General features: G+C 72.6%; 18 protein-coding genes and 1 rRNA gene. 9 read left to right on the top strand and 10 right to left on the bottom strand.

The window, feature by feature from the left end:
• Nucleotides 1-10: 10 nt before the first annotated feature.
• Together ACIQWX_RS48490 and ACIQWX_RS48495 are read right to left on the bottom strand one after the other, a co-directional pair.
• Nucleotides 11-616, bottom strand: a complete 606-nt coding sequence (locus tag ACIQWX_RS48490; protein WP_400886572.1) for a DNA-binding response regulator — start codon at nt 614-616, stop codon at nt 11-13.
• A 307-nt stretch (nt 617-923) separates the two neighbouring features.
• Complete coding sequence (locus ACIQWX_RS48495) at nt 924-1,196, bottom strand: hypothetical protein (protein ID WP_400886574.1); 273 nt, start codon at nt 1,194-1,196, stop codon at nt 924-926.
• A gap of 366 nt (nt 1,197-1,562) precedes the next feature.
• On the opposite strand from ACIQWX_RS48495, the gene ACIQWX_RS48500 reads away from it, so the two are divergent.
• Nucleotides 1,563-2,309, top strand: coding sequence for a helix-turn-helix domain-containing protein (locus ACIQWX_RS48500; protein WP_400886576.1), 747 nt, complete (start codon nt 1,563-1,565; stop codon nt 2,307-2,309).
• A 126-nt stretch (nt 2,310-2,435) separates the two neighbouring features.
• Complete coding sequence (locus ACIQWX_RS48505; RefSeq protein ID WP_400886579.1) at nt 2,436-3,041, top strand: DNA-binding response regulator; 606 nt, start codon at nt 2,436-2,438, stop codon at nt 3,039-3,041.
• A 9-nt stretch (nt 3,042-3,050) separates the two neighbouring features.
• Here ACIQWX_RS48505 and ACIQWX_RS48510 read toward each other — a convergent pair whose 3' ends face one another.
• The 3 genes from ACIQWX_RS48510 to ACIQWX_RS48520 all read right to left on the bottom strand — a co-directional run bounded on the left by ACIQWX_RS48510 (nt 3,051) and on the right by ACIQWX_RS48520 (nt 8,171).
• Nucleotides 3,051-4,271, bottom strand: a complete 1,221-nt coding sequence (locus tag ACIQWX_RS48510) for a sensor histidine kinase (RefSeq protein WP_400886581.1) — start codon at nt 4,269-4,271, stop codon at nt 3,051-3,053.
• A 103-nt stretch (nt 4,272-4,374) separates the two neighbouring features.
• On the bottom strand, nt 4,375-5,814 hold the full coding sequence (locus tag ACIQWX_RS48515) for a SagB/ThcOx family dehydrogenase (RefSeq protein WP_400886584.1): 1,440 nt from the start codon (nt 5,812-5,814) through the stop codon (nt 4,375-4,377).
• Nucleotides 5,815-5,864: 50 nt separating this feature from the next.
• Entirely contained in the window at nt 5,865-8,171 is a 2,307-nt protein-coding gene (locus ACIQWX_RS48520) for a TOMM precursor leader peptide-binding protein (protein WP_400886586.1), read from the bottom strand.
• A gap of 240 nt (nt 8,172-8,411) precedes the next feature.
• On the opposite strand from ACIQWX_RS48520, the gene ACIQWX_RS48525 reads away from it, so the two are divergent.
• The 3 genes from ACIQWX_RS48525 to ACIQWX_RS48535 all read left to right on the top strand — a co-directional run bounded on the left by ACIQWX_RS48525 (nt 8,412) and on the right by ACIQWX_RS48535 (nt 11,193).
• Nucleotides 8,412-9,104 carry a winged helix-turn-helix transcriptional regulator gene (locus ACIQWX_RS48525; protein ID WP_400886588.1) on the top strand — a complete coding sequence of 231 codons (693 nt, stop codon included), beginning with the start codon at nt 8,412-8,414 and terminating at the stop codon, nt 9,102-9,104.
• A gap of 161 nt (nt 9,105-9,265) precedes the next feature.
• On the top strand, nt 9,266-9,838 hold the full coding sequence (locus ACIQWX_RS48530) for a hypothetical protein (protein WP_400886590.1): 573 nt from the start codon (nt 9,266-9,268) through the stop codon (nt 9,836-9,838).
• On the top strand, nt 9,835-11,193 hold the full coding sequence (locus ACIQWX_RS48535; protein WP_400886593.1) for a copper resistance CopC/CopD family protein: 1,359 nt from the start codon (nt 9,835-9,837) through the stop codon (nt 11,191-11,193). The genes ACIQWX_RS48530 and ACIQWX_RS48535 overlap by 4 nt, the downstream gene beginning before the upstream one ends.
• A gap of 258 nt (nt 11,194-11,451) precedes the next feature.
• On the opposite strand, the gene ACIQWX_RS48540 is transcribed toward ACIQWX_RS48535, so the two are convergent.
• Entirely contained in the window at nt 11,452-12,117 is a 666-nt protein-coding gene (locus tag ACIQWX_RS48540; protein WP_400886595.1) for a maleylpyruvate isomerase family mycothiol-dependent enzyme, read from the bottom strand.
• 110 nt (nt 12,118-12,227) lie between these two features.
• Between ACIQWX_RS48540 and ACIQWX_RS48545 the strand changes: the two genes are divergently transcribed.
• The 3 genes from ACIQWX_RS48545 to ACIQWX_RS48555 all read left to right on the top strand — a co-directional run bounded on the left by ACIQWX_RS48545 (nt 12,228) and on the right by ACIQWX_RS48555 (nt 15,204).
• Nucleotides 12,228-12,947: an MgtC/SapB family protein gene (locus ACIQWX_RS48545; protein ID WP_400886597.1), complete on the top strand. Its 720-nt coding sequence runs from the start codon at nt 12,228-12,230 to the stop codon at nt 12,945-12,947.
• A 120-nt stretch (nt 12,948-13,067) separates the two neighbouring features.
• Entirely contained in the window at nt 13,068-14,078 is a 1,011-nt protein-coding gene (locus tag ACIQWX_RS48550) for a DivIVA domain-containing protein (RefSeq protein WP_400886600.1), read from the top strand.
• 442 nt (nt 14,079-14,520) lie between these two features.
• Nucleotides 14,521-15,204: a CPBP family intramembrane glutamic endopeptidase gene (locus tag ACIQWX_RS48555; RefSeq protein ID WP_400886602.1), complete on the top strand. Its 684-nt coding sequence runs from the start codon at nt 14,521-14,523 to the stop codon at nt 15,202-15,204.
• Here ACIQWX_RS48555 and ACIQWX_RS48560 read toward each other — a convergent pair.
• The 3 genes from ACIQWX_RS48560 to ACIQWX_RS48570 are packed head-to-tail and all read right to left on the bottom strand — an operon-like array spanning nt 15,201 to nt 17,789.
• Nucleotides 15,201-15,482: a metal-sensitive transcriptional regulator gene (locus ACIQWX_RS48560; RefSeq protein WP_086678475.1), complete on the bottom strand. Its 282-nt coding sequence runs from the start codon at nt 15,480-15,482 to the stop codon at nt 15,201-15,203. The two genes, ACIQWX_RS48555 and ACIQWX_RS48560, sit on opposite strands and share 4 nt — an antisense overlap.
• Before the next feature lie 57 nt (nt 15,483-15,539).
• A complete protein-coding gene (locus tag ACIQWX_RS48565) occupies nt 15,540-17,579 on the bottom strand; it encodes a heavy metal translocating P-type ATPase (RefSeq protein ID WP_400886605.1) in 2,040 nt (679 codons plus the stop codon).
• 3 nt (nt 17,580-17,582) lie between these two features.
• Entirely contained in the window at nt 17,583-17,789 is a 207-nt protein-coding gene (locus tag ACIQWX_RS48570; protein ID WP_364466045.1) for a heavy-metal-associated domain-containing protein, read from the bottom strand.
• 78 nt (nt 17,790-17,867) lie between these two features.
• Here ACIQWX_RS48570 and cobF point away from each other — a divergent pair, with 78 nt between their 5' ends.
• Nucleotides 17,868-18,632, top strand: a complete 765-nt coding sequence (gene cobF, locus ACIQWX_RS48575) for a precorrin-6A synthase (deacetylating) (protein WP_400886608.1) — start codon at nt 17,868-17,870, stop codon at nt 18,630-18,632.
• Between the two features lie 82 nt (nt 18,633-18,714).
• Here cobF and rrf read toward each other — a convergent pair.
• Nucleotides 18,715-18,806: ribosomal RNA gene (gene rrf, locus ACIQWX_RS48580) — 5S ribosomal RNA — on the bottom strand; the annotation flags it as partial.

Genomic DNA, 18,806 nt, shown 5'->3' on the forward strand with positions numbered 1-18,806 from the left:
CCGGCGGGTTTCACAGCCAGCCGGACTCGCGGGCGATGCGGATCGCGTCGACGCGGTTGCGGGCCCGCAGCTTGGTCACCACCATCGTCAGGTAGTTCCGCACGGTGCCCGCGGACAGGAAGAGCCGGGCGGCCACCTCCACCGTCCCGAACCCCTCCGCCGTCATCCGCAGCACGTCGAGCTCGCGACCGGTCAGGGGGCAGTCCACGGTGTCCCAGGCGGCCAGGGCGAGGTCGCCGTCGACCATCCGGCGGCCGGCGACGACGCCGCGGACCGCGTTCGCGAGCCGGTCGGGCGGCGCGTCCTTGAGCAGGAAGCCGCTCACCTTGGCGTCCAACGCGCGCCTGAGCGTGCCGGGACGGCCCAGGCTGGTCAGGATGAGGGTGCGGCAGCCGGGCAGCTGCTCGTGCAGTTCACCGGCCACGGTGAGGCCGTCCTTGCCCGGCAGGTCGATGTCGATGATGGCCACGTCGACGCCGGCGCGCCGGGCGGCGGGGAGGATCTCCGGGCCGGAAGCGACCTCGGCGACGACGTCGATGTCGGGCTCCAGGCAGAGCAAGGCGACGAGCGCTCCACGGACGATGTGCATGTCTTCGGCCACGAGCACTTTGATCATCAGGCGTCTCCCCGACGTCGAACCCCAGAACCTCAGTTAAACATTCTGACCGGAGACGGGGTTGCGCCATTCGGGGACGGCACCGGAAAAAATAGCCGCACGTTTACCTACTGGCCGCGATCCTCCACAGAGCACATTCGGGCAGCTACGACGAGTGATTCCGAAGTGCGGTGGCGGTAAGAAAATTTCCCGCCGCGAAACCGTGGGCCGCAAACGCCGCCAGGGCCGGCGTCCGGGGTGCGCACCGCACCCACCGACAGCCGGCCCCCAGTGCCCGGACCAGTGGCGGAGCTGGTCCGGGTGCGCGTCACGCCGCGGCTTCGAGCTCGCGCAGGTCGTCGATCCGGGTGACGCAGGTCGACGCGCGCACCGTGCTCGGGTCCTGGTTGACCCACTGGCTGAAACGGTCGATCACCAGCCCGCTTTCGACCTCACCGAATTCGATGCCCAGATCGACAAAAAGCGCACGGACGTCCGAGGAAAGCTGTGCAGACATAGTATTTGCTCCCAGTGGCGAAGAATGCTTCACGTGCCATAAATAGTCCATCGCGCGGGAGTCGGGATCCAGTGCCCACATCATCGAGCCACAGTGTTTTACACATACGCCGTGCAGTCCTGGGGTACGCCCGAACAGGCTATTCAGAGCCCCGGAACGGCGATCGGGGGGACAAACGCTCACTCATCGTGTCCGACACGCTCCGATCAGCGAGCGGCAACGGTGGTTTCGCCCTCGAAACGCTTACCCGCCTCGGCGGCGGAGAAACCCCTGCGGGCCGGATGTGCAAAACGCATATCGGCACCCTGCGAAACCCATCCCGAACGGTGCACAGAGCACTTAAGAAGTAGACGTGATCGGACCTAGAGTTCGGCCATACCGAAATCAACACCTGCCACGGATCCGTGCACGAAGAGTCGGCGGGTGCCGGCCGAAGGGAGGACCACCGTCATGGACATCATCGTGCGACAGGCCGTGGCGCGGGCCATCACGACCATGCAGGACAACCTGGGCGACCGCCTCACCATCGACGACCTGGCGCGGGCCGCGATGTTCAGCAAGTTCCACTTCACGCGCATCTTCCTCCGCGCGACCGGTCTGTCGCCCGGTCGCTTCCTCTCCGCGCTGCGGCTGGCCGAAGCCAAGCGACTCCTCGTCACCACCGGCATCTCGGTCGCCGACATCAGCCACCAGGTCGGCTACAACAGCGTCGGCACGTTCAGCGCGCGGTTCAGCGGCAGCGTGGGGCATTCGCCGAGCGCGTACCGCCAGCTCCGCGGCCGCTGCCCGGAGATCGCCGAACGCGCGGAGGAGCCGGCCTCCGAAGCCTCCTTGCGCGGCCACGTCCGCTGCACGCGCGGCGCCGACTGCGGGCCGGTCTTCCTCGGGTTGTTCCCCGCGAAGATCACCGAAGGCCACCCCGGCCGCCACGCGATCCTGTCCGGTCCGGGCACTTACGCGCTGACCGACGTGCCGACGGGCTGCTGGTACGTCATCGCGCACGCGTTCGGCTCGCTGGCGGAGGAGCGCGTCGCGCGGCCGTTCGTCGGGGTGTCCGGTCCGGTGACCGTGGGCCGCGGGGTGAGCGGCGGCGTGGTCGACGTGGGACTGCGGCCGCGCCACGGGTTCGACCCGCCCGTCCTGCTGGCCATTCCGGACCTCCGCGAGTCGGTGACGCGCCGGGCGATCGCGGTCTGACCGTCCGGTCGGGACGCCGGAAATCCCGGCTGTTCCGGTGTCGTGCGGTGAATCCCCCGGTCGCGGATATCCCGGGTACAATTCTTGTTCGGGGGAAGAACAAACTGGGGGAAGCGAGGAAGCGCCGTGATCAAGGTTCTGCTCGCCGAGGACATGGACATGGTCCGCGGCGCCCTCGTCGCCCTGCTCAACCTCGAGTCCGACATCGAGGTGGTCGCCGAGGTGGATTCCGGCGACGAAATCCTGCCAGCCGCACGGTCCACCCGGCCCGATGTCGCCGTGATCGACATCGACCTGCCGGGCAAGGACGGGTTGACGGCGGCGACCGAAATCCACGAACACCTGCCCGAGTGCCACACCCTCATCTTGACCAGCCTCGGCCGCCCCGGCACCGTGCGCCGCGCGCTCGACGCCAAGGTGAACGGGTTCCTGCTCAAGGACGCCCCGTCGGACAAGCTGGCGAACGCGGTCCGCTCGGTCGCGGTGGGCCGCCGGGTGATCGACAGCGAGCTCGCGCTGTCGGCGTGGGAGGCCGACGAATGCCCGCTCACACCGCGGGAACTGGAGATCCTGGACCTGGCCGCCCGCGGCCGCAACGTCGCCGACATCGCGGCGGACCTGTTCCTTTCGCCCGGTACGGTGCGCAACTACCTGGCAGCGTCGGTGACGAAGCTGAACGCCCGCAACCGGGTGCACGCGATCCGGATCGCGACCGAGGCGGAATGGCTTTGACGCACCCGGTCAGCCCGCGCGTCGCCGGCGGGTGACCGGCGGCTCCAACGGCACGGACGCCCGCAGGGCGTGCGTCCCGTCGGGGCGCACGCCGGCCGTCAGCTCCCCGCCGAGCGCCCCGACCCGGTGGGTGAGGTTGCGCAACCCGGAGCCGTGCGCCTCGCCGGACCCGTCGCGCGGTGGCACCACACCGTCGTTGGTGATGACCAGGTGCGCCGCCCCGCGCGCCTCGCGGATGGAGACCTCGCACCAGCCGGCCTCGCTGTGCCGGACGACGTTCGTGACGCTCTCCCGCAGCACCGCGGCCAGAACGGTGCCCACCCGCGTGGGCAACCCGTCGGCCAGCCGGTCGTCGAAGCGGGCGCTGACGCCGGCCGCGCGCAGCACGGCCGCGGCGGCGCGGCACTCGTCGGCGAGGCAGAGCTCCCGCTGACCGGCCGCGATCGTGCGGACGTCGGAGAGGGCCTCCCGGGACATCGTCACCAGCTCGGCCAGCTCGGCGTGCGCCTGCTCCGGCCGGTCGTCGACGAGCCGCCGCACCAGCTCCACCTTGAGCGTGATCGCCGACAGGCTCAGCCCTAGCAGGTCGTGGGTGTCGCGGCCGAACCGCATGCGCTCCTCGGCCACGGCGCGCGCGGCCAGCTCCCGCGTGCTGTCGGCGCGCTCGGCCGACAGCCGCGCGAACCACGCGAGCCCGAACACCGCGACGGCGGCGACCGCGGTGAGCGCGGTCCCCTCGACACCCGCCCAGAGCGGTGCCGCTTCGTCCGCGCGCGCGAAGACGAAGCCCACCCCGGCCGCGACGGCCACGAGCAAGGGAACCGACAGGGCCGGCCGTGCCACGAGCAGGACGCTGCCGGCCAGGAAGCAGCTCGACACGCTCCACGAAGGCCCCAGCACGAACACGGGGAGCACGCTCAGGACCGCCTGCAGGGCCAGCGCCGCCCCGCGGAACCCGGCCCGGCCGTACCCGATCCCGATCAGGTGCGCCGCGACCAGCACGACCGCGCACCCGGCCGCGGTGACCGCGAGTGGCCACGACGGATTCGACCGGACCGGACCCAGCGCGCCGAGCAGTCCGATGCCGAGGCAGACGGCGGCGTGCACGGCGCGGACCAGCTCGGCCGGCGCTCCTTCGCGAGACGGCGCACCGGGCTCGTCCGGTTCCGCGCCGGCCCCGCGGCGCGGACCGCGAAAGATCCAGCCGGAACGAAGCAGCCTGGTAAGCACCCGTGCCTCCCCCAAGAGCCGGTCATGCCCCTCCGGCCGAATCTAACAGGCCGTCGACGGAGTGCGCCCCTGGTAAGCGGGTAAATCCGGGTCGCCCCCGGCGTCACGGGAAGTCGAGCACGCACTCCCCGACGCTGACTTCGGCGGGCCATTCGAGCTTGAGCGCCCGGTCGACGCGGTCGCCCGCGTCGACCGGAACGGCGTGGGCCGCCAGCCCCATCGTCTTCGCCGTCAGGTACAGCACCTGCTGCAGGGCGCCGACGTGCACCAGGGTGTTGGCGTAGGCGGCACCCCCCAGTGCCCAGGCGACCCGCGCCATCCGCGCGGTCATCGTCAGCAGGGCGGACGGGCGGCGGTGGCTGCCCGCGGCGATCATCGCCATGTCCAGCAGGCCGTCGAGGATCACCGTTTCGTCGTTGATCAGCGTGAGCGTGTGCCAGAGCGGGTCGTAGTGGTAGATCCCCCGTGCGAGGTCGCTGCAGCGGTTGAGCCCGACGTAGATTTCCAGCTCGTACAGGCACGCGATGCTGAAGTACGGCCGTTGCGACGCCTCGTGGCTCGGGCCACCGGGCAGGTGGGCGGGTCCCACCGAGCGGACCCGCGCGGCGCGGTACAGGAATTCGCCGATCTGAGCGGCCGACAACGACCGCTCGCTGAAGTCCGGGCAGTAGTGGTCGGACTCCAGGAGGCTGGTCAGGTTGTCGGCGGTCCGCGCGGAGAGCGCGGCGAGGTCCGGCCGGGGCAGCGGGAACGTCGGCCCGGCGCTGACCTGCTTGACGACCGGGGGCGGGCTACCGGCCAGGACCGCGGGATCCGGTTGCACCCCCTTCCGCCAGGTCCGGCTGCGCGCGTGGAACATCAGGTCGTCGTGCGACCACACCGCGAGCTCCGGGTCGCCGGCTTCGGTGAACGCGCCGTCGTCGTCGGCCACGAGCACCAGCCCGGCCGCGACGAGGAAGGACACGACGTCGGCGACGACCACTTCGGACAACCCGGTCAGCTCGGCCAGGTGCGCCACGGTGGCCGGGGCGGCCAGCAGGGACGCGATGAGCACCGCCGGCGGACGGGACAGCACGACCTGGTAGCGCGCGCCGGGCGACTCGGCCAGCAACGAGCCGCGTTCGGGCCGCAGCGCCACGAACCGGGAGAACCGCACCCGCCGCCCGGGCGGCAGCGGGTCCGCCGCGAAGACCGGGAACTGGATCACCGGGATCGCCGAAAGCAGCGGACCCCGGCCGTCGTGGAGCGCGAGTGAATGCACGACGGAGCCGGCCAGCCCGTTGAGCACCCTGCGCAGCGACCGCCGCCAGGCCTCGACGTCGGTGCCCCGGCCGCTGACCGTGAGGTTCGCCATGGACACCGGGCCGAGGGCCAGCCGCGTGAGCGACTCGCGCACGCCGTCCGAGAGGTCGGGGAAGTCGAACTCGCCCCACCACGTGATCGCTACGAGCGATCCGTCGTCACCGGGCTCCAGGAGCGTGTCCTCGGTCAATGACCAGAGCCGGATCGTCTCGGCACGCCCCTCGGGGCCGGCGGCAGTCAACGCGAACTCCTCAACGCACGACAGGATGTCGTTCCAGGTGTCCCAGGTTCCTACAGGAACATCGGGAACGGATTGAGCTGTTCATAAGGCGTGGGCTCGGCCAGCCGCCCGAGCCGGACCGGGACGTCGAACAACCGGCCGGGCGCGAAGCGCGCCCAGAACGGCCGCAGGCCCGGTGCCAGCACTTTCACCACCGGGACACCGACGTCGGGCCGGGTCTGGTCGAGGACCAGGAGTTCGGTCCCGACCCCCGCCAGTGTCCTGGCGAGCGCCTCGACGTCGTCCTTCACGTCCGCGCGGTGGACGAAGGGGAAGTCGGCTTTCGTCCGCACGCGGCCACCTTCGGGGCGCAGGTACGGCTGGTTGGCCACCGTCGCGTACTCCAGCCAGCGGGCCGCGTCCGGGTCGTCCGAAGCGTGCCCGAGCTTCAGCACGTCCGGGATCATCTGGTTCAGCTCGGTCACCGCCCGGCGGACCGCGACGCGCGGGTCGAGGTGGGCGCCGAAGCCGAACATGATGTGCTCGTGCGGGCCGTCGGTCCGGCGGGAGAGCGCGACCACCACCGGCACGCCCACGTCCGAGCTGACGTCGAGCGCCCACAGCTCCCGCCCTATCCCCGCGTAGTTGCCGATCATCTCGTCGAGCCAGGGGTCACCGAACGAGCCGAGGTCGACTCCGGGCACCGGCGTCCGGTTGTACCACCACAACGCGACGGCGTCCCGTTCCACGAGCTCCAGGGCACCTTGCAGGATCGCGTCTTCGAGGCTGCTGCCGGCGGCCGCGCCGTTCGAGTCGGCGTGCAGGCCGCGCAGCCCGCACTCGACGGGTGCGCCGTAGTACAGGTAGCCCGTCGGCAGCAGCCGGCGCCGGCCGGTCAGGGACCACACCGGCGTCCAGTCGACGCGGGCGGTCGGGTCGAACGCATCGGTGACGTGCTGGAACAGCCCGTGGCCGGCGTTCCAGGCGGCCCGCTCCCGGTACTGGCGGTCGGCGAAGAGCATGCAGTCGTTGGGGTGCACGGCTTCCGGGGCCAGCTCTTCGAAGGAGCCCCGGATGCGCAGCTCGTCGCCCTGGTAGTTGCCGGAGAACCGCTCGGCGGCTTCGCACAGAGCACCCACTTCGGCGTCGAGCGGGCTCACTCCCTTGCCGCCGTTCTCCGCGCGCAGCCCGGCCTGCATCCCGCCGAAGCCGGTGATCGCGCGGGCGACGTTCATCCCCGACCGGTAGGCGTTCGCGAAGGGCGGCGCGGCGGGGTCGCGGCGGACCTCCTTGATGATGCCGGTCACGGGACTGACCAGGTGGCCGTGCCGGGCGAGCATCTCGGCCGGGCCGGCGGTGCGGTGCCCGCCACCGGTCGTGGTGGTCTTCCGGGCCGGGCCCAGCACGACGGGCCTGGCCGCGCGCGCGGCCATCAGCGAAGGGTCGCCGCAGGCCGGGCACTGCGGGCGGCGGCGCAGCTCGTGCAGCTTGCCCTGGAGGTCGACGGTGTCGAGCACCCAGACGCTCTCCTGGCCGCCGTGGCGGTAGCCCGCCAGCCACTTGCTCGCCTCGAGCGCGACGAGGTGGGCCGCCGCCGACGTGAGCGACGGCAGCGCGGCGGTCGGACGGGGCGCCGGGCCGTCGTGGCCCAGCAGCTCCTGGGCGCACGCCTCGGCGTGCCGGTGCCCCCACAGCCGGTTCGTCAGGCAGTGCCAGCAGGCCGACTCGCCGGGCCGGATGACCGGCCCGATCCAGACCTGCGCACCCTGCGGACGGGCGAGCAGCCAGGGCCGGCCGAGCCTGCGGTACTCGGCGTCGATTTCGCCCAGCAGCGGATCGAGGTAGTCGGCGCAGAGGACCACGCCCAGGTCGGCCCGGCCCGGTGTGCCGCCGGGCCGCACGTCGAGCGCGGCCCCGGCAAGGGCGTCCTCGACCGGGCCGGTGCCGACGTCGTCGCCGACCGAGAGCAGCTCGACGGTGCCGAGGGTCGGGCGCGAGGCGACCGCGCCGGCGTCGATGCCGCAGGCGTCCCAGTAGGCCAGCGCCCGCCGGTCGGCCGACGGCGCCGGCGCGGTCCCCACCGACACGAGGCCCGCGTCGACGAGCTGGGCCAGCAGCGCGGCGACCTCCTCCGGCGCCATTCCGTCCGGGCGGGCCTGCAGGACCTCCGCGAGCCCGCGGGTGCCGTCCAGCAGCGGAGCCAGCGACTCGATCCGAGCGCCGCGCAACGCGATCACGCCTTGTTCGGAGAAGAGGTACGCGCCCTTGCCCGCCCGGCTTTCGGCGCGGAGGTGGTGCTTGAACGCGAGGATGCGCGCACCGGGTGAGGGCGGCGCCGATCTCGGTGAAGCGGAGTACGAGGCAGGCTGCACGCTCATCTGAACTCCCACCGTCCGGTGCGCGCGATCCGAGAAGCCGAATTCTTCTCCGGCGCGCCGACCTGCGGCCAGTGCGCCGCGCACCGATCACCACATGCGAAACGCATGTCGTTTCCGCGCACAACACCCGATCAAGGGGTGAGGGCGGCACTGGCCGGTCTCCCGGCCGTTCGTCAACCTGGACTCCGAGGGCGCGCCGCAGGCACCGCCCGGCCCGTCCGACGAGACCCGTGGAGACCCATGATGACGTCCACTCGTACCTACGGCCAGTTCTGCGGCCTGGCGCGCGCCCTGGAGATCGTGGGCGAGCGCTGGTCCATGCTCGTCGTACGCGACCTGGTGCTCGGCCCCAAGGGGTTCACCGCCCTGCAGCAGGGGCTGCCCGGGATCCCCCAGAGCATCCTTTCGGCTCGCCTCAACGACCTCGAAGAGGCCGGCGTGGTCCGCCGCCGGGTACTGCCGCAGCTGGACGCCGGTCTCGTGTACGAGCTCACCGAGTACGGCAGCGAGCTCGACCACATCCTGCTGGACCTCGGGTTCTGGGGCGCCCGGTCGCTGGAGCAGCCGAAGGCGGGCGACGTGTTCACCACGGACGCCGCCATCCTGGCGTTGTACACGATGTTCCGGCCGGAGGCCGCCGACGGCGCGCACGTCACGTTCGAGCTGCACCACGGCACCTCGGTCGTCGTCCACGCCATGGTCGACAACGGGACGCTCAAGGTCGGCAACGGCCCGCACCCGGCCGCCGACCTCGTCTTCGAGCCGCTCGGCTCGGCATTCCTCGACCTCGTCAACGGCAAGCTGACCGCGGCCGAGGCGCTGGCGTCGGGTCGCGTGCGGACCGAGGGCGAGCCCGCGCACCTCGAGCTGTTCACCCGGCTCTTCCACGTGACCCCGAAGCCGGAGAACCCGGGCGGCATCGCTCTGCGGTGACGCCGGCGGGACCGCGGCGGGCCCGGCCGGGCGCAGGGGGCACCGGCCGGGCCAGGACGGCTGTCGGCCCCGCGAAATAGGCAATCCGGAGTAACGGACATCGGCCGTGATCGCCTTATCTTCGGAGAAGCCGATTTTCGGTTCTTCGAGAAGGGCAGCGCATGTCGACCTCCGAGTTCGTTCGGCCGGCCGGCTTCCTGGGGACGCTCAACGGGAAGTACCACAACCGGGCCTTGGCCGTGTTCATGCTCGTCGTGCTGGCCCACTGGGCCGAGCACGTCGTCCAAGCCATCCAGATCTACGGGTTCGGCTGGCCGACGTCACGGGCCCGCGGCGTGCTGGGGATGCCGTTCCCCTGGCTGATTTCGCAGGAATGGCTGCACTACGGGTACGCGCTGGTGATGCTCGTGTTCCTGTGGGTCCTGCGGCACGGGTTCGCCGGCCGGTCGCGGCAGTGGTGGAACCTCGCGCTGGGCATCCAGTTCTGGCACCACATCGAGCACCTGCTGCTGTTCATCCAGGCGCAGAGCGGGTGGCGGCTGGCCGGGCAGAAGGTGCCGACCAGCATCATCCAGCTGCTCGTGCCGCGCGTGGAGCTGCACCTGTTCTACAACACGATCGTCACCATCCCGATGATCGTCGCGGTCGTGCTGCACCGGCGGGCCTCGGTCGCCGAGCACGAGCTCAGCGGCTGCACCTGCGGCCTGCCCAAGCACGCCGCGCTCGCCGCGTGAAGCGCGCGCTGGCCCTGCTGGCCTTCCTCATCGGCTGGCTGGTGCTCGGCGCCCCTCCGGCTTCCGCCCACGTCGAGATCGTCTCGTCCGCCCCCGGGGACGGCGCCCGCCTGAGCGCGGCGCCGTCCCTGGTGTCGGTCACCCTCTCGGAGAACGTCGGGATCCAGCCCGGGTCGATCAAGGTCGTCGACCTCGCGGGCCACCAGGTCGACTCCGGGCCGGTGTTCCAGCCCGGGGACGTCGCCGAGCAGCTCGCCGTGCGCTTGAAGCCGGACCTGCCGGACGCCAGCTACCTCGTCGAATACGCTTTCGTGTCCGCCGACTCCCACCCGGTGCGCGGGACGTTCGCGTTCGTCGTCGGCACCGGGCCGCTGGTGACCTCGGCCGGCGCCGTGTCCGCCGCGACCGGCACGGACCCGGGTGTCGACTTCGCCTCGACGGCGGTGCGCTGGCTGGCCTACGTCGGGGTCGTCCTGCTCGGCGGGCTGGCGTTCGTCGTGCTGTGCCGTCCGGCGGCTCGCACCGACCGCCGCGCCCGGCGGCTGCTGCACTGGGGGGCGGGGCTCGTCGCGGTGACCACCGCCGCCGCCTTCGTGCTGCAAGGCCCGTACGCGGCCGGGCGGACCCTCGAAGCGGTGTTCGACACCGGGTTGCTGGCGGACACCCTGCGCGTCGCCTACGGGAAGCTGCTCCTCCTCCGCTTGGCCGCGGTGGCCGCCCTGGCGATGCTGCTGCCCCGCCTCCTGCGGCCCGGGCTGCCGGAGCGGCTGCGGTCCCGGTACGAGAACCTGGCCATGGTGACCGGCTTCCTCGTGCTGCTGACGTTCTCGGCCACCGGCCACCCGGTCACCGACCCGATCATGTTCGTCTCAGTCTCGGCCGACCTGGTGCACTTCGGCGCGATCGCCGTCTGGGCGGGCGGGCTGGTCCAGCTGGCCCTGAGCCTGTACCGGCCGGAACCCGGCGAGGACCTCACTCCGGTCGCGACGCGCTTCTCCCGGCTCGCGGCCGGTTCGGTGACGGCGATCGCGATCAGCGGCGCGGTGCTGGCGCTGCGCATCATGCCGTCGCTGTCCACCCTGTGGACCACCGAGTTCGGCCTGCTCCTGCTGCTGAAGATCGCCGGTTTCGCGGCGCTGCTGGCGGTGGCGAGCCGGTCACGCCGCGCGGTCCGCGTGGGCATGGCCCCCACGGCCGAGGGCACGACGATCACGGCGGACCTGCGCCGGCTGCGGCAGGCGGTGGCGGTGGAGGTGCTGCTCAGCGTCGTCGTGCTGGCGCTGGCGGCGATGCTGACGGTCCACGCCCCCGGGCGGGTGAGGGCCGTCAGGCCGCGGCTGCGCGGGGCGGGCTGAACGGGCCCCGGCGCCGCACCCCACTCCTGGGACGCCGGCCGGCCGAGCGCCCGGCGGCCCCGCGCCCGCGCCGTCGCGCCCACCGCGAGCCGCCGGGCGGGTGAGGCCCCTCAGACCCTGGGGTGCGCGGCCACGAACGGCCCGCAGGCACGCCCCCGGCGCCGTACGCCACTCCTGCGACGCCGGCCGAGCGCCCGGCGGCCCGGCGCCCACGCCACCAGCCACGGCCCCGGCGAGCCGCCGGGCGCATGAAGACCGTCAGACCCCGGGTGCGCGGGGCGGGCTGAACGGGCCCCAGCCGAACGCCGGCAGCCACGGCCCCGGCGCCTCGCTCCAGTCCAGGGCCGTGAGCTGGGCGAGCGACCGGCGGCCGGCCAGTGCGCGGTACAGCTCGTGCGCCGGGGCCGTCAGCGTCGCCGCGGGACGGCCCACACCGGCCGTCCACTGGGAGCCGCCCGTCGTGCGCAGGCTCAGCGCCGGGAGGCCGCGGCTCGCGACCGAACCCGAAAACCCGCGGACCAGCACCTCGAAGCTCGGCGCCCAGGCCGCGTGCTCGACCGGCGGCGGCACGCCCAGCGCCGCGCGCAGGTCCAGCTCGTGGGTGTAGGCGTCCATCACCATGACCTCGCCGCTGCGGCCGCCCGCCTCCGCGAGGCGCCGGTCGAGGTCCTCGCCGACGTCGTCCCAGTGGTCGAGCAGCTCCGGGACGGTCGACGCGGTCGAAACCGGCACCGGGCCGCCGTGGCGCTCGAGCACCCGCTCGGCGATCGCGGTGAGGTGGCCCAGCAGGTCGGCGACGGTCCACTCCGGACACGACGGCACCCGCCGCCGTCCGACGCCGGCGCGGCCGCCGAGCAGGGCGCGGACGCCGCGGCGCACCTCCGGGTAGCCCACGAAGTCCGGGGCCGGCCGACTCGCTGTCACGCGTCCCACCTCACCTGGCACGATCGGGGTTCCGGCCCAGTATCCCCAGGTGAGAAGCCCCGGCGAGTCTCCTCGCTTGCCGACACCGAAGACCCCGGGAGGTAGTGACCTTGCCCACTCTGTGGTCCACGCCGGCGCAGTGGGAACTGCTGCCGCCGGTCCTGCTCGCGCTGGTGCTCAGCGTCGCGATCGGGCTCGAGCGCGAAGCCGGCATGAAGGCCGCGGGCCTGCGGACGCACAGCCTGGTCGGCGTCGGCTCGGCCGTGTTCATGCTGGTGTCGAAGTACGGCTTCGCGGACCTGCTGGGCATCGACCACGTCTCGCTGGACCCGTCGCGGATCGCCGCGCAGATCGTCTCCGGCATCGGCTTCATCGGCGGCGGCCTGATCTTCGTCCGCCGCGACGCCGTGCGCGGCCTGACGACGGCGGCGACGATCTGGCTCACCGCCGCGGTCGGCACGGCGTGCGGCGCCGGGCTGCCGGTGCTCGCCGCCGGCACGACGATCGGGCACTTCGTGGTGACGCGCGGCTTCCCGCCGCTGCAGCGGTTCGTCGCGCGGCACCGCCGCGAGCCGCCGGTCGTGCGGCTGAGCTACCTCGACGGCCACGGCGTGCTGCGCGCGGCACTGGCCGCGTGCACCGGACGCGGGTGGAGCGTGCACCACGTCGACGTCGAGCACGAACCGCTTTCCGAAGAGGGGCAACGGATCGCGGTCGTGACGCTGCGCCTCGACGGCCGCGGTGATCTCTACGACCTGGCCGCCGAACTCGCCGAGCTGCCCGGCGTCCGGAGCACGTCCACCGGTCCGGGAGAACCGCTCGACGAATGATCACCCGCCCGGGCAGCGCGCGGGGGCGGGTTTGCGGCACACTGGGGTGGACGCGGAATTCCCCGGTGCCGCAAGGAAAACGTGCGGCCGAGGAGAAACCATCCAATTCGGAGGTGAGGCATGGCCCCCGGCGGTGGCGAGGACGTGGAGCGCACGCAGCCCGGATTCGACCTGGCGTGGCGCGGTTTTCACCGCGCGCAGGTCGCGGAGTACGTCGCGTGGGCCGAAGCCGAGATGAGCAGACTCGCCGCCGAACGCGACTCCGCGAAGCAGCGCGTGGCCGCGCTCGCCGAGGACAACCGTGAGCTCCGCGTGAAGATCGACCGGATCAGCCGCACCCCGATCGAGCCGGACGCGCTGCAGGAGCGGAGCCGCCGGATGATCGAGCTGACCCGCGAGGAAGCGAGCGAAATCACCGCGCGGGCAACGGAAACGGCCCAGCGCCTGGTCCGCGAAGCCGAGCGGGAAGCGGCCCGGCTCACCGAGAAGGAACGCCGCCTGGTCGCCGAAGCCGAGGCCGAGGCGGAACGCCGGCGCGTCGAGCACGAGGAGTTCCTCCGTGCGGCCGAGCAGCGCCGACGTGAGCTCGACGAAGCGGCCGCACACCGCCGCGCCCAGCAAGAAGAGGATCACACGCGCGCGATGACGCTCCGCCGCGCGGAGGCGATGCGCACGCTGGCCGAGGAGGAAGCCGCCGCGCGGGCAAAGGCGGAACGCCTGGTCAGCACCGCGCAAGCCGAGGCGAAAACGCAGGTCGAGACCGCGGAGGCCAAGGCGGCGAAGCTGGTCAAGACGGCCAAGACCAAATCCGAACGGCTGGTCACGACCGCCGAAAGCAAGGCCGGCCGCCTGGTGACGACCGCCGAAGCCCAAGCGAAGAAGCAGGTCGCCACCGCGGAAGCCGAAGCCGGACGCCTGGTCGAAGCGGCCCAACGCCAGGTCACCGCCCTCACCGAAGTCCGCGACAAGCTCCAGGCGAGCCTCACCGGCTGCCGGTCCCTGCTCGCCGACGCCGCCGTCGCCCTCGACGACCGGCCCGCGCCCTTCGACCCCGAAGCCACACTGCCCATGTCGAAGAGAGTGCCCGTGCAGCGGCGCTCGCCCGCGGACCTCACGGACGCCGTGGGCTGACGGTTGCCGACCGGCCGGGCAGCCAGCATGATCGTCGGGTGAGGCCACCGAGTATCCCGCCGGTCACGGCTCAGGCCACGACGCTCCGGCGCCTCGCCCCGCCGATCGACGCCGCCGTCCGGCCGCCGGCCCCGACCCACCCGCCGATGGTGCTGTCTCTGCCGACCCCGGCGTACCCGGCGACGGTGCAACACCCATCAGCCCCGACCCATCCGGCGACAGTGCAACGCCCGCCAGCCCCGACCCATCCGGCGACAGTGCAACGCCCGCCAGCCCCGACCCACCCGGCGACAGTGCAACACCCATCAGCCCCGACCCACCCGGCGACACTGCAACACCCGCCAGCCCCGACCCACCCACCAACGGCACAACACCCACCGACCCCGACCCACCCGCCGACCGTGGCCGCGAAGGTGCCGCCGGACTCCCGGGACACCATCCCTTGACACGGACGTTCGCCCTGGTCACCGCGGTCGTCGTGCTGGCCGCCTCGACGACGCTCGCCAACCGCGTGCTGCCGGGCTGGGCCTACCCGGTGTGCGGGCTGGTCGCGGCCGCCATCCTGATCGGCCTCGGCCGGGCCGCCGGGTGCACGTGGACCGGGCTCGGGCTGGGCACGCTCCGCCGTCCCGCGCTGGTCGGCCTGGCCGGGGCCGGGCTGGTCGCGGTGGTCTTCGGGATCGCGCTGGCGGTGCCGTCGCTGCGCACGGTGTACCAGGACGGCCGCGTCGGCGACCCCGACTTCGGCCAGCTGCTCTGGCTGACCTGCGGCCGCATCCTGTTCGGGACGGTGCTGATCGAGGAGGTCGCGTTCCGCGGCGTGCTGCCGGGCCTGCTGGGCGCGACGGACGACCGCTGGCGCTGGCCGCCAATCCTCGGCGCGGCGGCGCTGTTCGGCCTGTGGCACGCGCTCCCGGCGCTCGCGATCGGCCGCAACGCGGCGGTCCACGCGGTGTTCGGCGCGACGCCGGTGGTGGTGCTGCAGGTGCTGGCCATGGCGGCGGCCGGCGTCGCCGGGATCTTCCTGCACTGGTGGCGGCACCGGGGCCGGGGCGTGCTGGCGTCGGTGATCGTGCACTTCACGACCAACGCCGGCGGCCTCACGCTGGCCGTGCTGGTGCGCTAGGACCGCACCAGGCGCGCGATCGCGTCCGAGGCCTCGCGCACCTTCAGGTCCGCCTCTTCACCGCCGGCCGCGGCCGCCTGGACCACGCAGGTCGCCAGGTGCTCGTCGAGCAGTTCGAGCGAGAACGACTGCAGTGCCTTCGTCGCCGCCGAGACCTGGGTCAGGATGTCGATGCAGTACTTGTCCTGCTCGACCATCCGCTGCAGCCCGCGGATCTGCCCCTCGATCCGGCGCAGGCGCTTGAGGTAAGCCTCCCGCTCGGTGCCGTAACCCGTCATCGCCCACCTGTCCCCGTCGTCGCCCGTCCCTGACCACCGACTATACCCTCCGGGGGTTCAGCGGAAGCGGCGCAACCGGAGGCTGTTGCTCACCACGAACGCCGACGAGCACGCCATCGCCGCGCCCGCGATCATCGGGTCGAGCAGGCCGAGCGCGGCCAGCGGCAGCGCCGCGACGTTGTACGCGAACGCCCAGAACAGGTTGCCCTTGATGGTGGCCAGCGTCCGGCGGGCCAGCCGGATCGCGTCGGCGGCCACGCGCAGGTCGCCACGCACCAGCGTCAGGTCGCTCGCTTCGATGGCCGCGTCGGTGCCCGTGCCCATGGCCAGCCCCAGATCGGCCTGGGCGAGCGCGGCCGCGTCGTTGACGCCGTCGCCGACCATCGCCACCACGCGCCCTTCGGCCTGCAGGCGCTTGACGACGTCGACCTTGCCTTCCGGCAGCACCTCGGCGACGACCTCGTCGATCCCCGCCTCGGCCGCGATCGCCCGGGCCGCGCCGGCGTGGTCGCCGGTCAGCAGGATCGGCGTCAGGCCGAGTTCGCGCAGCTCGGCGACCGCGCGGGCGGACGTCGGCTTGATCTTGTCGGCGACGACCAGGCGCCCGCGGACCTCGCCGTCCCAGCTCACCCCGATGGCGCCGTCGGCGCGCCCGACGCTGACCGTGCGCCCCTCCACGACGCCGCTCACGCCGACGCCCGGGGTGCTGCGGAACTCCGTGACGGCCGGGAGCGCGCCGAACCGCTGCTTCGCGGCCTCCGCGACCGCGCGGCCGATTGGGTGCTCGGACGCGGCCTCGACGGCACCCGCCAGCCGCAGCGGCTCGCCGTCGCCCTCGACCAGCGTCATCCGGCCCGTGGTGACGGTGCCGGTCTTGTCCAGGACGACGGTGTCGACGCGGCGCGTGTTCTCGAGCACCTCGGGGCCCTTGATGAGGATGCCGAGCTGCGCGCCGCGGCCGGTGCCGACGAGCAGCGCCGTCGGCGTCGCGAGGCCGAGCGCGCACGGGCAGGCGATGATCAGCACGGCGACGGCGGCGGTGAACGCGGCGTCCTCGCTGCCGCCGGTCGCGAGCCAGACCACCAGGGTGGCCAGCGCCGCGAAGACGACCGCCGGCACGAACACCGCCGAGACCCGGTCGGCGAGCCGCTGGACCTCGGCCTTGCCGTTCTGCGCGGCTTCGACGAGCCGGGCCATCTGTGCCAGGCGGGTGTCGTCGCCGACGCGGGTGGCGCGGACGAACAGCCGGCCGCCGACGTTGACGGTGGCGCCGGTGACCGCGTCGCCCGGCCCGACCTCGACCGGCACCGGTTCCCCGGTGAGCATGCTGGTGTCGACCGCCGAACCGCCCTCGGTGATCACGCCGTCGGTGGCGATCTTCTCGCCGGGCCGGGCGACGAACACGTCGTCCACTCGCAGTTGCTCGACGGGGATCAGGTGCTCTTCGCCGTCGCGGACGACGGTGACGTCCTTCGCGCCGAGGTCCATCAGCGCGCGGAGGGCGGCGCCGGCGCGGCGCTTGGAGCGGGTCTCGAAGTAGCGGCCGGCCAGGATGAACGTGGTGACCGCGGCGGCAACCTCGAAGTAGAGGCCGTGCCCCGCCATCCCGACGAGGAGCGCGTACAGCGACCAGGCCACCGACGCGACGACGCCGAGCGAGATCAGCGTGTCCATGGTCGCGGTGGCGTGGCGCAGGTTGACGGCGGCGGCGCGGTGGAAGGGCCACGCGCCCCACGTCACGACCGGGGCGGCGAGGACGAGCAGGACCCACGGGTCGACCTGCCAGGCCGGGACCATCGCGAGGGCGACCAGCGGGACGGTCAGGACCACCGACACCAGCAAACGCTTGCGCAGCGTGGGCGTCTCGTCGGGCGCTTCGGGCTCCGGCAGCTTCGCGGAGTAGCCGGCGGCCTCGACGACGGCCTTGAGGTCGTCGACCGACAGGGCGTCCGGGTAGCTGACCTGGGCTTTCTCGGTGGCGTAGTTGACCGTCGCGGTCACGCCGTCGACCTTGTTGAGCTTGCGCTCGACCCGGGCGGCGCAGGACGCGCACGTCATGCCGCCGATGGCGAGTTCGACCCGGGTCGCGGTGGTCATGGCTCAGGCGACCAGCCGGTATCCGGCTTCGGTGACGGCCGCGGCGACGGCGTCGGTCGTCAGCGGGGTGTCGCTGGTCACGGTGACGCGGCCGCTCTCGACGTCGACGTCCACGCTCTGGACGCCTTCGAGCTCGGAGACCTCTTCGCGCACCGACGTGGCGCAGTGTCCGCAGGTCATGCCCTCGACGGTGTAGCTCGCCTCGGTCATCGGCGGCTCCTTTCGTTCTCCTTCCTTTATACCCATCGGGGGTAGGGGTTCACTCGCGACCCCCACCACACTCGCGGTATGCGCAAGCTCTACGCGATCGGGATCGGCGCCGGCGACCCGGAGCACCTGACGGTCCAGGCGATCGACCGCCTCAACCGCGTCGACGTGTTCTTCGTGCTCGACAAGGGGTCGGAGAAGGCGGACCTGGTCCGGTTGCGCCAGGAGATCCTCGACCGGTTCGTGACGCGGCCGGGCTACCGCGTGGTGCTGGCCACGGACCCGCCCCGCGACCGGACGCCGTCCGACTACCGGGCGGCGGTGGCCGACTGGCACGAGGCGCGGGCGGCGGTGTACGAGCGGCTGCTGTTGTCGGAGCTGGGGCCCGACTCGGTGGGGGCGTTCCTGGTGTGGGGCGACCCGTCGCTGTACGACAGCACGATCGCGCTGATCGAGGCGGTGCTGGCGCGGGGAAACGTCGAGTTCGAGTACGAGGTGGTCCCGGGGATCAGCAGCATTTCGGCGCTGGTGGCCCGCCACCGGACGACGATGAACCAGATCGGCCGGTCGGTACAGCTGACCACGGGCCGCCGGTTGGCCGCCGGGTGGCCTGCGGAGGTGGACGACGTGTTCGTGCTGCTGGACGCGCACACGACCTTCGACCGGTTCACGGACGAGGGCTTGCAGATCTTCTGGGGTGCGTACGTGGGGACGCCGGACGAGGTGCTGGTGTCCGGGCCGCTGACGGCGGGGTTGGCGGAGGAGATCCGCCGGGTTCGTGCCGAGGCCCGGGAGCGGCACGGCTGGATCATGGACACGTACCTGCTGCGCCGGCCCGCGGAGTAGCCACGCCGGCTCGGCTGGATGCGGGCATGCGAAAAGGCCCCGGGAGACGTTTCCGTCTCGACCGGGGCCTTCCCGTAAGTAAGTTCGGCGGTGTCCTACTCTCCCACAACCCTTCGGTTGCAGTACCATCGGCGCTGTCAGGCTTAGCTTCCGGGTTCGGAATGGGACCGGGCG

Origin of the sequence: Amycolatopsis sp. NPDC098790, assembly GCF_044759945.1 — a bacterium.
Taxonomy (GTDB): Bacteria; Actinomycetota; Actinomycetes; order Mycobacteriales; family Pseudonocardiaceae; genus Amycolatopsis.

What these genes read in the sequence shown, in the direction of transcription:
- ACIQWX_RS48550 (WP_400886600.1), top strand. Translation starts at nt 13,068, where the DNA reads ATGGCCCCCGGCGGTGGCGAGGACGTGGAGCGCACGCAGCCCGGATTC.
- ACIQWX_RS48570 (WP_364466045.1), bottom strand. Translation starts at nt 17,789, where the DNA reads ATGACCGAGGCGAGCTACACCGTCGAGGGCATGACCTGCGGACACTGC.
- ACIQWX_RS48560 (WP_086678475.1), bottom strand. Translation starts at nt 15,482, where the DNA reads ATGACGGGTTACGGCACCGAGCGGGAGGCTTACCTCAAGCGCCTGCGC.
- ACIQWX_RS48530 (WP_400886590.1), top strand. Translation starts at nt 9,266, where the DNA reads ATGTCGACCTCCGAGTTCGTTCGGCCGGCCGGCTTCCTGGGGACGCTC.
- ACIQWX_RS48490 (WP_400886572.1), bottom strand. Translation starts at nt 616, where the DNA reads ATGATCAAAGTGCTCGTGGCCGAAGACATGCACATCGTCCGTGGAGCG.
- ACIQWX_RS48525 (WP_400886588.1), top strand. Translation starts at nt 8,412, where the DNA reads ATGATGACGTCCACTCGTACCTACGGCCAGTTCTGCGGCCTGGCGCGC.
- ACIQWX_RS48565 (WP_400886605.1), bottom strand. Translation starts at nt 17,579, where the DNA reads ATGACCACCGCGACCCGGGTCGAACTCGCCATCGGCGGCATGACGTGC.
- ACIQWX_RS48500 (WP_400886576.1), top strand. Translation starts at nt 1,563, where the DNA reads ATGGACATCATCGTGCGACAGGCCGTGGCGCGGGCCATCACGACCATG.
- ACIQWX_RS48520 (WP_400886586.1), bottom strand. Translation starts at nt 8,171, where the DNA reads ATGAGCGTGCAGCCTGCCTCGTACTCCGCTTCACCGAGATCGGCGCCG.
- ACIQWX_RS48495 (WP_400886574.1), bottom strand. Translation starts at nt 1,196, where the DNA reads ATGATGTGGGCACTGGATCCCGACTCCCGCGCGATGGACTATTTATGG.
- cobF (WP_400886608.1), top strand. Translation starts at nt 17,868, where the DNA reads ATGCGCAAGCTCTACGCGATCGGGATCGGCGCCGGCGACCCGGAGCAC.